The sequence below is a fragment of the Chitinophaga hostae genome (assembly GCF_018224885.1).
In the GTDB taxonomy this organism is placed as follows: Bacteria; Bacteroidota; Bacteroidia; order Chitinophagales; family Chitinophagaceae; genus Chitinophaga; species Chitinophaga hostae.
In genome coordinates, this window is record NZ_JAGTXB010000001.1 from 206,905 (window position 1) to 219,814 (window position 12,910).

Here is a 12,910-nt window from a genome sequence, read left to right on the forward strand (position 1 = left end):
AACAACAGAATAGATCGTTTATTTCCACGAAAAAAATGCCGCAACTTAAACCATTGACAACCAATATTATTACTGTTGCTTATTGTTCAGTAATGGACAGCTGTTGTTCAGTTTTGCGCAGACTTTGTCTGCAAAAGCTATAAAACAGGTAAAATAGCATATATATCCTCTCCTTTTATTTGTACTTTGTACGCTTATTCCCGTTTGTAAACGTTTTAATATGAAAAAACTACTGGTTATAGGCCTGGTATTGTTGGCTCAATGGGCTGTAGCTCAACATAAAAGTATCCGGATTGCCACCCGTAATATCAGTCTCGTGTACCGCACCAATGGCGAAGGCCGGCTGGTACAGCAGTATTTTGGACAGGCATTGCAACCCGCAGGAGAAGACAGTTTGACCAAAGGAAAACAGGAAGCCTATGTAACCGCAGGCATGGAAAGCCTGCTGGACCCGGCCATCCGCATGGTACACAACGATGGCAATCCATCGCTGGAGCTGAAATACGATAGTCATAGCGCCACTCCGCAGCAGGAAAATGATATCACTGCCACCACCATTACACTGAAAGATCCCGTATACCCCGTAACCGTTATACTCCACTTTGAAGCTTATTATAAAGAAGATGTGATCAAAGCATGGACGGAAATAAAACACGCAGAAAAAAAACCGGTGCAAATAACCGCTTATGCGTCTTCCATGCTGCACCTGAAAGCCAATAAATACTGGCTTACCCAATTCCATGGCGATTGGGCCAAAGAGGTGGAGATGCAGGAACAATACCTCACTACCGGTATGAAAATCCTCGACAGCAAACTGGGCGTACGTGCCAACATGCTGCAATCACCCATGTTCCTGCTGGCGTTGGATCATCCTTCGGAAGAAGAAAACGGCGAAGTGCTGGCCGGTACGCTCGCCTGGACAGGCAATTTTAAATTTGGGTTTGAAGTAGACGAAAATAATGCGTTGCATATTAACGCAGGCATTAATCCTTACGCCAGCGACTATACGTTGAAGCCTGGTGAAGTCTTCACTACCCCTGCATTCATCTTTACCTTATCGGCTAAAGGAAAAGGCCAGGCCAGCCGCAATTTCCACCACTGGGCACTTGACCATGGTATCCTGGATGGACGCGGCCCCCGTCTTACCCTGCTGAATAACTGGGAGGCCACAGGTATGGATTTCAATGAGCAACGCCTTACCAGTCTTTTTGGCGGCGCTAAAAAACTGGGGGTAGATCTCTTTCTCCTGGATGACGGCTGGTTTGCCAATAAATTTCCTCGTAATGCCGACAACGCAGGACTTGGTGACTGGGAACCCAATACCTCCAAACTCCCTCACGGACTGGGATATTTGGTACAGGAAGCCGAAAAACAGGGCGTTAAATTCGGTATCTGGCTCGAGCCCGAAATGGTAAATCCCAAAAGTGAGTTATATACCAAACATCCTGATTGGGTAATGCGCCTGCCTAACCGCGCAGAAAATTATTACCGGCAGCAAATGGTGCTCGACCTTACCAATCCCGCGGTACAGGATTTTGTATACGGAGTAGTAGATAAAACCATGTCTGAAAATCCGGGTATTGCCTATATCAAATGGGACTGTAACCGAATGCTCACCAACACGTACGCTCCGTACCTGAAAGAAAAACAATCCCACCTCTTTATAGAATATACCCGCAGCCTGTATAAAGTATTTGAAAGAGTGAGAGCAAAATATCCTCACCTGCCCATTATGCTTTGCTCCGGTGGCGGCGGCCGTACAGACTATGGCGCATTAAAATATTTCACAGAGTTCTGGCCCAGCGATAATACCGACGGGCTGGAAAGGATCTATATCCAATACGGCTACTCTCATTTCTTTCCGTCCAATACCATCGCGGCACATGTTACCAACTGGGGCAACCAGTCCTTGAAGTTCCGTACCGACGTAGCGATGATGGGAAAATTAGGCTACGATATTAAAGTCGATGACTTCAATGAAAAAGAAATGCAATTTAGCCATGATGCGGTAGAAACGTATAGACGTATCAGTGATATAGTGTGGTACGGTGATCTTTATCGCCTCGTATCTCCTTATAAGGAAAACAGGGCTGTATTCCAGTATACCAGCGACGACAAGAAAAAAATAATCCTCTTTAATTACCTGATGAACATCGGCAAAAATGATGTTTTTTCAACGGTAAAACTACAAGGCTTGGATCCTCAGCAAAATTACCGGATCACAGAAATCAACCTGTTTCCCGGCACCCGTTCTGCCTTTCATTTCGACAAGCAGTACAGCGGCGATTTCCTGATGAAGGAAGGCCTCCAGCTGGTGGGAAATGGCCGTTCTTTAAGCAGCAATATTCTTGAAATAACAGCAGAATAGCCTCTATTCATATTAAAAGCCCTGTTTCAATTGAAACAGGGCTTTTCTTTTTTACATTATTCTCTCAAAATTGATTTACTATCTTCAGTGCATCAAAACAACTGCGTATGCTCCCTTTTGCCAATATGCCGTATGGTAATGCACCAGGTTATTGCTTCCCGGTAACGGAGCTCTGCATGTATGCGTTATTGTTTATTTGTGGCTGGCATGCCTTTAAAAAAGGAACCGGGCATGTTTCATGGCTGCTCGGCGCACTTGGCTTTGGCTTATTGCTCGAATATGTAAATGTAGCTACTAACAGTGGCTATGTATACGGACAATTCTGGATAATGTTAGGTAAGGCCCCGCACAATATTCCTTTGTGTATTGGTTGCGGATGGGCAGTTATTATTTATTCTTCCAGGCTGTTTACCGATAATCTTGCATTGCCATTGTGGGCCGCAGCAGCACTCGATAGCCTGCTGGCCTTAAATATAGATCTGAGCATGGATGTGGTAGCCTATCGGTTGCATATGTGGCACTGGGATTGGGCCGGTAGAGGATATCCCACGGAAACGCTTACCGGTCAATGGTTTGGAGTACCTTATGCTAATTTTTATGGGTGGTTGCTGGTGGTGTTTTTTTATTCTCTTTTCGGACGACTCCTCGCAAAGGTATCTGTTTCCGATACATGGAAAGCCTTACTACCATTAGTTTCCATTCTTATATCGCAGATAGCACTCTGGATAGCATTATTTCCATTTGCCAATCTGCTGAAACAACTTTTTGGTATCAGTAGCATGCATCGGCTGATCGGATTACTGGCTATACTCGTTGCATTAGTTATCTCCGGATATGTAAAAAGAGGAAAAATCAACGGATACTATTTTCCGCCGGCAGCCTCGATTGTTCCTTTATGGTTCCACGTGTATTTTCTGAGCTGGCTGTTTTTAGGTGGTTTTTCGGGAGAAAACAGCCGCATGACTGCTTTTTCTATTTTCAATGTGGTGCTGGGATTTCTCCTTCATTTGCCATTGCTGATGAAAAGGAGGCCCGTAACCATTTTAGCGGAAACGCGTTAATAAATATATGTTGCTTACAATTTATGAGAACGCTTATCGGTTATCTTACGGGCACAGAATGGCATCCTTATCTTAAGATAGGCAGCACTATTTTACTGGTATTGATTTTTATCGGTCTGGTTGCGACTATTCTTCTTGAAAACCGTAACCCGGTAAAGGCAGTGGCCTATATTCTTTTGCTGGTATTCATCCCGGTGTTGGGGCTTATTGTTTATTACTACCTCGGGCGCGACTTACGTAAAAAAAGACGGTTCACGCTGAAAGGCAGCAAAGATGAGGCTTTATTTTCACGATACTGGGAATCACAACGGGCAGAAATAGAACAGATGCAACTGGAATTACGGCAGGTAGCAGGTAATAAGCAGGAGCTGTCGGCCATGCTGTTGAATACCCGTCAATCCATTTTGACTAAAAACAACCAGGTACAGCTGCTGGTCAATGGAGAAGAAAAATTTCCGGCTGTATTCAGCGCGCTTCGTGCTGCCAAACACCATATACACATAGAGTATTACATGATTTCGGCAGATGATGTAGGCAACGAGATAACCGAAATTCTGATCGAAAAATTAAATGTTGGCGTGCAGGTTCGTCTCCTTTATGATGATATGGGAAACGACCGGATAGGCGATATCCCCGGTCGTTTAAAAGCGCATGGCGCCAGTGTATATCCTTTTTCGCCGGTGCTGGTAGATTTCTATCTGAATGCTAACTACCGCAATCACCGTAAAATTATTGTGGTCGACGGCACCGTAGGCTTTGTGGGAGGAATCAACCTGGATGAGCGTTACCTTAACAATGGCAAACATGCTACATTCTGGCGCGACACGCATATGAGAATTGAAGGAGATGCGGTCAATATTCTGCAACTGCAGTTTTTAATGAGCTATCGTTATTGCAGTAAAGACGTATTTCCTTTTGCACCGCCTTTTTTTGTAAGATCGGCATTGACCGGTTCCTGCTTTACAGATATTGTGGCCAGCGGTCCCGATTCAGAGTGGCCCGTTGCAATGCAAACTATTCTCATGGCCATCAACATTGCTAAAAGAAGAATACGTATTACTAATCCATATTTTATCCCTACTGAAGAGCTGCTTACAGCCCTGCAAATGGCCGCCCTCGCAGGTAAAAACGTGCAACTGATGTTACCTTTTAAAGGCGATTCATTTATTGTGCAACATGCAGCACTCTCCTATCTTAAACCTTTACTGGCTGCCGGTGTTAAGATCTTTTTTTACACCCGCGGCTTTATTCATGCCAAAACAATGGTAATAGATGATAACCTCGCCTGGGTAAGCTCTGTTAACTTCGACAATCGCAGCTTTTACCTGAACTGTGAAATAGGCGCTTTGGTTTATGATAAAGAAGTTGCCGGCAAATTAAACCGCACCTTTGAAGACGATCTTTTGAATGCTGTTCCGGTACAGGAAACGCGCTGGAATAAGCGAAATGTTATTAACCGGTTCCTGGACGCCGTGTGCAGACTTCTCACACCGCTATTATAAGGCCTTATTCCCGCTCTTCGTCGAAGTCGCGAAACTCACCATTATCTTCTTCAAGATCTTCGTGTCTGTCGCCTCCTAAGCTATAAATATTGTTTTCTTCATCTTCTTCTCCAATGGCTTCGTCAGCATCATCCAATTCAGCACCGGGAACATCAAGGTCATCACCTGTTTTATCCTTACGCCAGGTGTCATGCTGTTCATCTTTATGATCCGTCTTTTTCCTCTTTTCGATAGGTAATTCGCTATTGTGACGGAAAGAACCTGATAGGTTATCGATATCCAGGTCTACTTCCTTATCGCGGTTCCGTTTGTTCATGATATCTTCATCCGCCGGATATTCGGGATAACCCGGATATTCTTCCTCCTCCTTTTTAAGCGGCTCCTGGTCACCTTTACCTGGTTTATTCTCTTTGTTGTTCATAGTCAGTCCTTTTAATGTGTGAAATGCTGAAAATGCCGTGCCACATAAAGCGGCAGGCGTGATACAAAGAGGATAACAATGTAGTATAGTGATTGTTTAACGCTGCATGGGGTACGTTCTCAGCGTTTTTTCCCTACCAGGTTTAACTGGAAGGATACCCCTGCTGAATATAGTTTTACCTGTCCCAATCCTACCCCACGAAGTGGAATTTTTGCATAGGGCTGTACCCCAACGATCAGGCGCTTACCTGCAGGCTGTTGATACAACGCTCCCACGTTCAGGATAGCCAGGTAGTGCTGATTTTCATTTTCTACGGTTTTCTCCCATTTAGGTAGGTCCTTGTAAAGATATTCATATTTTTCCTTCAGCATGAAATAGTTAGAAATGCCAAGGGTGGCGCTTAACGTGTTATTGTTTACCTGCAGAAAGGTATAATTCATATTAATGGGTATGTCCAGTACATCGCAATTTGCATTCACTTTTACCAGGTCGTAAGGAACACCCACATTGTCGGGTGTGGTATAGTCTGTTTTGGTGGCGCCATACAGCTTCTTGCTGTATACAGCTCCGGTGGTCACAAACCAGTGGCGATCAAAGTAGTAATGTGCCAACACTCCCAGATTAAATCCTACTTTACCATAATTCAGAGAAGGCGCAACATTCAGATCGGGTCCTAATGTTACACCTATTTGCAATCCTTTTGAATTGATTTTTCTTCCCGGGGCAGCTGATTGCCGATCCGGCTGTTTGTCAGTGTTTACAGGTATTTCAGATGGCCTGGTTATTTTCGTATAGCCGTTATAGTTAGTAATGTTTTTAATCTTAATTAAGTGTATATCGTTTTGCGGTGGTATTGATATACTGTCCTTTGCTGCAGGCAGTGAATAATTAGCCCCGGTGGTATTGACGACAGGAGGCGTGGCGGTACCGGTTGTATTTTCCCCACCGGTAGTCGGGCTTTCTCCGGGCAGCTGTTTTGCCGGTTCGTTATTTAGTTTGCGTTCAACTTGTTTTGCCTTCGGCAGATGTTTACCTGCGTTGTTTATATCGTTTTCGGCTGATCTTTTTTCCGTTGCCTGCTTGCTATTACCGGTTTCATTCTCCGCAGAGGTGCTTCCGGCCAGCTGATGGTTATTTACTTTACGGGACACTCCTTCGTTAGGTCGCTTGCCAGGTGTATTGTCGGTTGCCGTTGATAATTTATCGTTCGTCTTTTGCACTGAAACAGCCGTGTCAGCAGTCTTTTTATCTGCGGTAGAAGGTTGCATGACCCACCATCCCAGGGCCCCGAGAAGAGGCAGCAGGAACAGCCACCACCAGCCTGCCGGGCGTTTATTATTATCCCCGGCATCCAGCAGCGATTCCATTTTTTTCCAGGCATCCTGGTCAAATGGAATATCAGCTTCATTCAGCTTGTTACGGATGCTATTTTCAAACGCGTCATTCATTTTTGTATAAGGGCATATTTATATCATTTCCATCAGATATGCTCATGGAAAATTTAATAATTCTTTCTTTCAGTATTTTTTTTGCTTTAAATAAATTGGATTTGGAGGTGCCTTCTGAGATCCGCAAAATGGCAGCTATTTCCTGGTGCTGGTAGCCTTCCATTACATACAGGTTAAAAACTGCGCGGTATGCGGGAGGTAATGCCTGTACATGTTTTACTAACTCATCATAGGATAGTTTGTCTACAATTTTTTCATCCGTTCCTGGTTCAGGTACCTGACTGATGTCATCTACGAATACCAGTTTCTTTTTACTTCTTAAAAAATCAATAGCTGTATTCACCATGATCTTCGCTAACCATGTTTTAAATGATCTGCTGGTATCAAATGATTGAATGTGCTGAAATATTTTAAGAAATCCGTCATTCATAATTTCAACCGCCTCTTCTCTGTTTTGTGCATACCTCAAACAAATGCTTAGTCCGTATCCGAAAAAATTCCGGTACAGCGCTTCCTGACTGCTGCGTTCTTTTCTGCAGCAACCGGCAATCAGATCGTTAATATTATTCAACTCCTGCACAAAAATATTCTTGCCTGCTTTTTTGTATTAAGTGAGTTTTTTGAAAATCCGTGTTTGATTTTGGCTTTTAAAAAAATCAATCCGATAATGATACGCTCAACGACTAAAAAAGGTTGCCTTCTCCCTTAAAAAAACAGTCATCTTAATAAAACGCATTTTTAAGCCCATTATTCGATTACACCCTATTTTTAACACTTGTATCCGCCTCTTTACCGATATGCGAAATTCAGGCCCTTTCCGGAGGTCGATTTTTGACCATTTTGACGATTTTTTTTGCTTTTCGACAAAAAAACGGGCAAACTGTAAATACAATCTGCCCGCTTCGAAATCAATAATTTTTTTATCTTCCCATATAAACCATGAGGATTTGTACATCACTCGGATTAACTCCACTAATCCGGCTTGCCTGACCTAAAGTATGCGGACGAATTTTATTAAACTTTTGTCTTGCTTCATTGGATAAGGAAACCAATTTAGCATAATCGAAATTAGAAGGAATGATGAGGTCTTCCAGTTGACTCATTTTCTGCACCAGTTCATTTTCCTTTTCGATATATACATCATACTTGATTTGAATTTCTGCCTGTTCCAAAGTGTCCTTATTGAAGCCGGCAAGAGCGGTTGCAATTTTTGGTACCTCTTCTTTCATAGAAAAAATATCCAATCCAGGTCGTAATAATATCTGATGTGCCTTCTGTTTTTGCGTTAGCGGCGCAGATGATTTGGCTTCCAGGAGCGCACTTATTTCTTCCGGTTCTACCGACAAATCCTTCAGAATGCGTTTGATTTTCTCTACTCCTTCTTTCTTCTCCTGTACTTTCTGCATTCTTTCTTCAGAAGCCAATCCCATTTTATAGCTTCTTTCCGTTAAACGCAGATCCGCATTATCCTGTCTTAACAATGTTCTGAACTCTGCCCGGGAAGTAAACATACGGTATGGCTCTTCTGTTCCCTTGTTAATCAGGTCATCTATCAGTACCCCTATATAGGCTTCGCTTCTTTTTAAAACAAAAGGAGCTTCTTCTTTTGCCTTCAAATGTGCGTTTATGCCGGCCATTAAACCCTGGCAGGCAGCTTCCTCATAACCGGTGGTACCATTTATTTGTCCCGCGAAAAACAAGTTCTGCACCTGCTTGGTTTCGAGGGAAAACTGCAGTTGTGTAGGTGGGAAGAAATCGTATTCTATCGCATATCCGGGTCTGAACATCCGGCAATTTTCAAATCCTGGTACCAGTCGTAATGCTTTCATTTGCACATCTTCGGGCAGGGAGGTAGAAAATCCGTTCACATAGATCTCCACTGTATCCCAACCTTCCGGTTCCACAAAAAGCTGATGCCGTTCTCTTTCGGCGAAGCGGTTTATTTTATCCTCGATACTCGGACAATAACGTGGACCTGTTCCCTGGATACGTCCCTGAAACATGGGGGATCTGTCAAATCCGGTACGGAGCATTTCATGTACTGCCTCGCTGGTATAAGTGATCCAACAACTTCTCTGTTGGACCGGTTTAATTTTTTCTACATCGAGATAGGAGAATCCTACTATCTCGTCATCCCCTTTTTGCTCCTCCATTTTGGAATAGTCCAGGCTTCTTCCATCGATACGGGGAGGTGTACCTGTTTTCAAACGATCGCTTTCAAAACCAAGGGATACCAGTTGTTCGGTGATACCGGTGGCAGCTTTTTCCGCCACTCTTCCACCACCAAATTGCTTATCCCCGATATGTATCACCCCATTCAGGAAAGTACCATTTGTAAGTACCACCGCCTTTGCCTGGATTTCGTGTCCTAAACCAGTAATTACTCCGTGACAGCGACCATCCTTTACCAAAAGTCCCTTTACCATATCCTGGTAGAAGTCAACATTAGGTGTTTTCTCTAATGCCTCGCGCCATTTTGCTGCGAAAAGCATACGGTCATTTTGGGTGCGGGGACTCCACATTGCAGGTCCCTTTGATCTGTTCAGCATCCTGAACTGGATCATCGATTGGTCTGTCACGATTCCGGAATATCCGCCCAGGGCATCTATTTCCCTTACAATTTGTCCCTTTGCAATCCCCCCCATGGCAGGGTTGCAGCTCATTTGAGCGATGGTTTGCATATTCATGGTCACCAATAAAACTTTGGAGCCCATATTGGCAGCAGCGGCAGCGGCTTCACAACCTGCATGTCCTGCACCTACTACAATTATATCGTATGATGGAAACATAATAACTTTAGAAAATGCAAAATTACGTAGAAGAAGGGAGATTGTTCTGAGAAAGTGAAATGTTCCACGTGGAACATACGGAAAGGGGTGTGAGTTTTTGGACAAATGCAACAAATTAAAGCTAATCAATAAAAAAGTATGTTCCACGTGGAACATATAATAAGTATAACCCTCCCCTGTTTAAAAAACCTCCTTTATGATACTACCTCCAGATGATCACGTTTGCCTATCCAGCCGTTCTGATAAATGAAGCAAATATTCCTGAACAGAATAGTGTAATTGGCAATGTACTTATCGAATACTTTTAAAGAAAAAATAGGTGCCTTGATCCTTCAGACCATCCTGCTTTATCCTAGTGATCCAAAGTAAGATAAAACTGATCATATCAATTCGCGAACCGTATCTGGAATTTCCTTTTCAATCCGGCTCAAGCGATCAAGAAAAAAGGTTCGTCCTCTCTCCTCTCAGAATCCTATTTTAAAAAACATTGATAAACATCCCCGGGGTGTTTAGCATCTAAATTTTTATGGGTATCAGTAACGATGTGATGACCTCCATCCTATACTATGGCATCAGGTAATTTTATCCTATTTATCTTAATATAGAACTCAATCATCACCGAATTAACCTGTTTGCAACAAATCAAGTTGACTATGATTAATGATACCTCAGATCAACAGCCTCAATAATAAAACAGTCGATCTCTTTCTCCGGGAGTGTCATTCCCGCTACTAAATAACGATACTTCTCTCCCGTATTTTTCTTCTTATGATGATGAAATCTTCCTATAAAACTTCCCGTTGGTATAATATATTATCCAAGCGGAAACGTAATAACAAAATTGGTCCAGGTAGCTTCATAAAGCAATATCCATGTTTGGATTGCTACTCAGTGGAAAGGGATAATCATTAACGTGCACTAAATAATTCTTGCTGCCTTCTTAGATATTGTTCCAACAATTCTGAGGAAGCCAGGTATTCAATCTTCAAGAAACCAACTTCAAAAGTTTCTCATGCACGCTCCGCATAACCATCTTTATCGTTTGATTTGAAATCAAACCGAGTCACTGGATTATCAAACATCAGAACCAAATCTTGCCTTGATCTATCTCATACAAACAGGAACTCTAAAGTCATCATTAGCTTCCTCTTCCACAATATCCTGCCAGATCATCTATCTATAGCGATCTGTTAATTTGAGCCGAAACCATCTCCCCTCACATTCAGGCTCCATCATCTTTCCGGTTGATCTACAATCTTATATTCAATTCGAAACCGAAACGTCCTCTCTCTATAAAGATCTAAAGCATCCCTGCCAGGTGCCCCTATTGAGCAACATTCACATACTTGGTTCAAATCCACAATGTTCTCATACAAACATATCCTCACTGTCACGCCCTGCTGTTTACGTCCGCATAAATTCGCCTTTATATATCGGCATATAACCTTCGTATCTTTATATCTCGAGAGCACCAGATCTGGCTGTACACTAATAAGAATTGAAACCCGCCAATTCCTATTTCAAGAAAAAGAACTGTGCTTGAATGAATCGGGAAATGTTTCACGTGGAACATCCAATTTCATGGTCGTTAAAATCCCTGAAAATAAAAAAATGTTCCACGTGGAACATTTTAAAGAATTATAAACACCATGAAACAAAACTTACTTCTTCCTGAAGTACTTTTCCAGGTATTCGTCCTCTTTACTTCTCATTAAGGCTGCTTCCTTTCTACTCTTGTCCTTGAATCCGCACAAATGCAGCGCTCCATGAAATATAACCCGATGCAATTCCTGGTTAACAGGTGTTTTAAACCTCTCCGCATTATCTACTACCCTATCTACGCTAACGTAAATTTCACCCTCCGTCACAGCGGGATCTTCTCCCATTTCAAATGTTACTATATCGGTATAAGTATCGTGTTGTAAAAACTGCTTGTTAATCTCCAGTAAATAGGCGTCTGAACAAAAAACATAGTGCAAACTCTTCAATCCTTGCCCCTCTGCAGAAAAAAGATCAGCCAGGAACAATTTCAATCTCCGCTTCTCTTTTAAATAATCCTTTACCTCGTGTGTTGTAAACTGAATTGCCATTTATAGTCAAAAAATTATGTGGATGTAAAAGTAAAATGAAATTTTGGATTGGGTGAGCTTTCTTTTTGCATATTGCCGTCACAGGGGTACCTTTGCTTATCATTCATAAGTATGCATCCCAATAATCCCGGAACAAAGTTTAAACAGATTAACAAGCAGGAAATGAAAAAGGGCATTATTAAGTTATCTTCCCTTACAGCGGGAAAAAGCGCAGTAATTATAGAATTTACAAAAGATGATCTTCATATAAAACTGATGGAAATGGGCTGCGTACCAGGTGAAACAGTGAAAATCGAAAAAATTGCTCCTATGGGAGATCCAATCTCCATCCTGGTGGCAGGATACAATTTATCGCTTAGAAAAACGGAAGCTGATCATATTTTTGTAGAGGAAATTTAATTTTCCTCTACTTTGATAGTTTTTTCCACATATTTTTTTCAAAAAACAAAAAAATTTTGAAAAAAATGGCTTTTTTTTCTGAAAACGGTGTCCCCCAGCCGATTTTTCCACATTTTTTATGGATTATTCTTTCTTTTCAAAAAAAATTTTTGCTTTTTCGTCTATCCCACTCAAAAAATAGTAATACCAAAACTTTTCTTCATTATACACTCCTCCTTTCTCCATCCAATTGTATAAATATCCTCCACTAAAATTTACTTGAGATAATTCTTCAATTTTGCCAGAGAATGCCCTGACATTTCATTTTTTCCAAAAGCCGTGTGGTTTCCACACGGTCAAATAAAATATCCCAATCTCAGTTCTCATCTCCCGTCATCACAATTGCTCATTAAGAGACACCACCATAAATCCAACAAAAATTTTTAAATAATAAAATGTCAGCGGCCAATAAAGCCGCTGACGTTTCAAAACAGAGGTCCACTCCGTTAAATTATCGCATCGAGAAAAATATTGCATTCTCAGCGCATAGGCAGTCTGTTCTCACGCTGTTAAAAAATACAGCTATGCACTATTTCCAAGATGAACTTCAAATATCGAAATGTCAGGACTTTAGTAAAGCCCTGACATTTTAATAGAAATCAATCCCTGAAATATTATCTATGCAGTCTCTAAATTTCAAAACCTCAGCACGTTACAAGTGTCCTGAGAGTACGCTGCTTTTTGCAAATTGAATCGCAGGCCGGATATTTTGTAAAATATTAAAACCTCAACGGACTTCTTAAGCACTGAGATTCTCCCCGAATTTCCCTCCCTCATACTTCTAAAAAACGAA

At 42.0% G+C, this 12,910-nt stretch carries 9 protein-coding genes; 4 read left to right on the forward strand and 5 right to left on the reverse strand.

What is annotated here, in order from left to right; genetic code table 11:
* Positions 1 to 220: 220 nt before the first annotated feature.
* From KE626_RS00905 to cls, 3 genes are all read left to right on the forward strand, one after another.
* The gene (locus tag KE626_RS00905; protein ID WP_211970945.1) at positions 221 to 2,368 is read left to right on the forward strand and encodes an alpha-galactosidase; all 2,148 of its coding nucleotides are present in this window, start codon (positions 221 to 223) and stop codon (positions 2,366 to 2,368) included.
* Positions 2,369 to 2,475: 107 nt separating this feature from the next.
* Entirely contained in the window at positions 2,476 to 3,429 is a 954-nt protein-coding gene (locus KE626_RS00910) for a carotenoid biosynthesis protein (RefSeq protein WP_211970946.1), read from the forward strand.
* Between the two features lie 23 nt (positions 3,430 to 3,452).
* Positions 3,453 to 4,931 (forward strand): cardiolipin synthase, encoded by a 1,479-nt coding sequence (cls, locus tag KE626_RS00915; protein WP_211970948.1) that lies wholly within the window; start codon positions 3,453 to 3,455, stop codon positions 4,929 to 4,931.
* A gap of 4 nt (positions 4,932 to 4,935) precedes the next feature.
* Here the strand turns inward: cls and KE626_RS00920 are convergent, their stop codons facing one another.
* The 5 genes from KE626_RS00920 to ybeY form a co-directional block, all read right to left on the reverse strand.
* The gene (locus tag KE626_RS00920) at positions 4,936 to 5,352 is read right to left on the reverse strand and encodes a hypothetical protein (RefSeq protein WP_211970950.1); all 417 of its coding nucleotides are present in this window, start codon (positions 5,350 to 5,352) and stop codon (positions 4,936 to 4,938) included.
* 119 nt (positions 5,353 to 5,471) lie between these two features.
* Positions 5,472 to 6,800 carry an outer membrane beta-barrel protein gene (locus KE626_RS00925; protein WP_211970951.1) on the reverse strand — a complete coding sequence of 443 codons (1,329 nt, stop codon included), beginning with the start codon at positions 6,798 to 6,800 and terminating at the stop codon, positions 5,472 to 5,474.
* Positions 6,793 to 7,380, reverse strand: coding sequence for an RNA polymerase sigma factor (locus tag KE626_RS00930; protein WP_211970952.1), 588 nt, complete (start codon positions 7,378 to 7,380; stop codon positions 6,793 to 6,795). Before KE626_RS00930 ends, KE626_RS00925 begins: the two co-directional genes overlap by 8 nt.
* 340 nt (positions 7,381 to 7,720) lie before the next feature.
* The gene (gene mnmG / locus KE626_RS00935) at positions 7,721 to 9,589 is read right to left on the reverse strand and encodes a tRNA uridine-5-carboxymethylaminomethyl(34) synthesis enzyme MnmG (protein ID WP_211970953.1); all 1,869 of its coding nucleotides are present in this window, start codon (positions 9,587 to 9,589) and stop codon (positions 7,721 to 7,723) included.
* A gap of 1,661 nt (positions 9,590 to 11,250) precedes the next feature.
* Entirely contained in the window at positions 11,251 to 11,679 is a 429-nt protein-coding gene (gene ybeY, locus KE626_RS00940; RefSeq protein ID WP_211970954.1) for an rRNA maturation RNase YbeY, read from the reverse strand.
* 162 nt (positions 11,680 to 11,841) lie between these two features.
* Here ybeY and KE626_RS00945 point away from each other — a divergent pair, with 162 nt between their 5' ends.
* Positions 11,842 to 12,078 carry a FeoA family protein gene (locus KE626_RS00945; protein ID WP_211970955.1) on the forward strand — a complete coding sequence of 79 codons (237 nt, stop codon included), beginning with the start codon at positions 11,842 to 11,844 and terminating at the stop codon, positions 12,076 to 12,078.
* Positions 12,079 to 12,910: the final 832 nt, after the last annotated feature.

What these genes read in the sequence shown, in the direction of transcription:
- mnmG (WP_211970953.1), bottom strand. Translation starts at nt 9,589, where the DNA reads ATGTTTCCATCATACGATATAATTGTAGTAGGTGCAGGACATGCAGGT.
- KE626_RS00920 (WP_211970950.1), bottom strand. Translation starts at nt 5,352, where the DNA reads ATGAACAACAAAGAGAATAAACCAGGTAAAGGTGACCAGGAGCCGCTT.
- KE626_RS00910 (WP_211970946.1), top strand. Translation starts at nt 2,476, where the DNA reads ATGCTCCCTTTTGCCAATATGCCGTATGGTAATGCACCAGGTTATTGC.
- KE626_RS00945 (WP_211970955.1), top strand. Translation starts at nt 11,842, where the DNA reads ATGAAAAAGGGCATTATTAAGTTATCTTCCCTTACAGCGGGAAAAAGC.
- cls (WP_211970948.1), top strand. Translation starts at nt 3,453, where the DNA reads ATGAGAACGCTTATCGGTTATCTTACGGGCACAGAATGGCATCCTTAT.
- KE626_RS00905 (WP_211970945.1), top strand. Translation starts at nt 221, where the DNA reads ATGAAAAAACTACTGGTTATAGGCCTGGTATTGTTGGCTCAATGGGCT.
- KE626_RS00925 (WP_211970951.1), bottom strand. Translation starts at nt 6,800, where the DNA reads ATGAATGACGCGTTTGAAAATAGCATCCGTAACAAGCTGAATGAAGCT.
- ybeY (WP_211970954.1), bottom strand. Translation starts at nt 11,679, where the DNA reads ATGGCAATTCAGTTTACAACACACGAGGTAAAGGATTATTTAAAAGAG.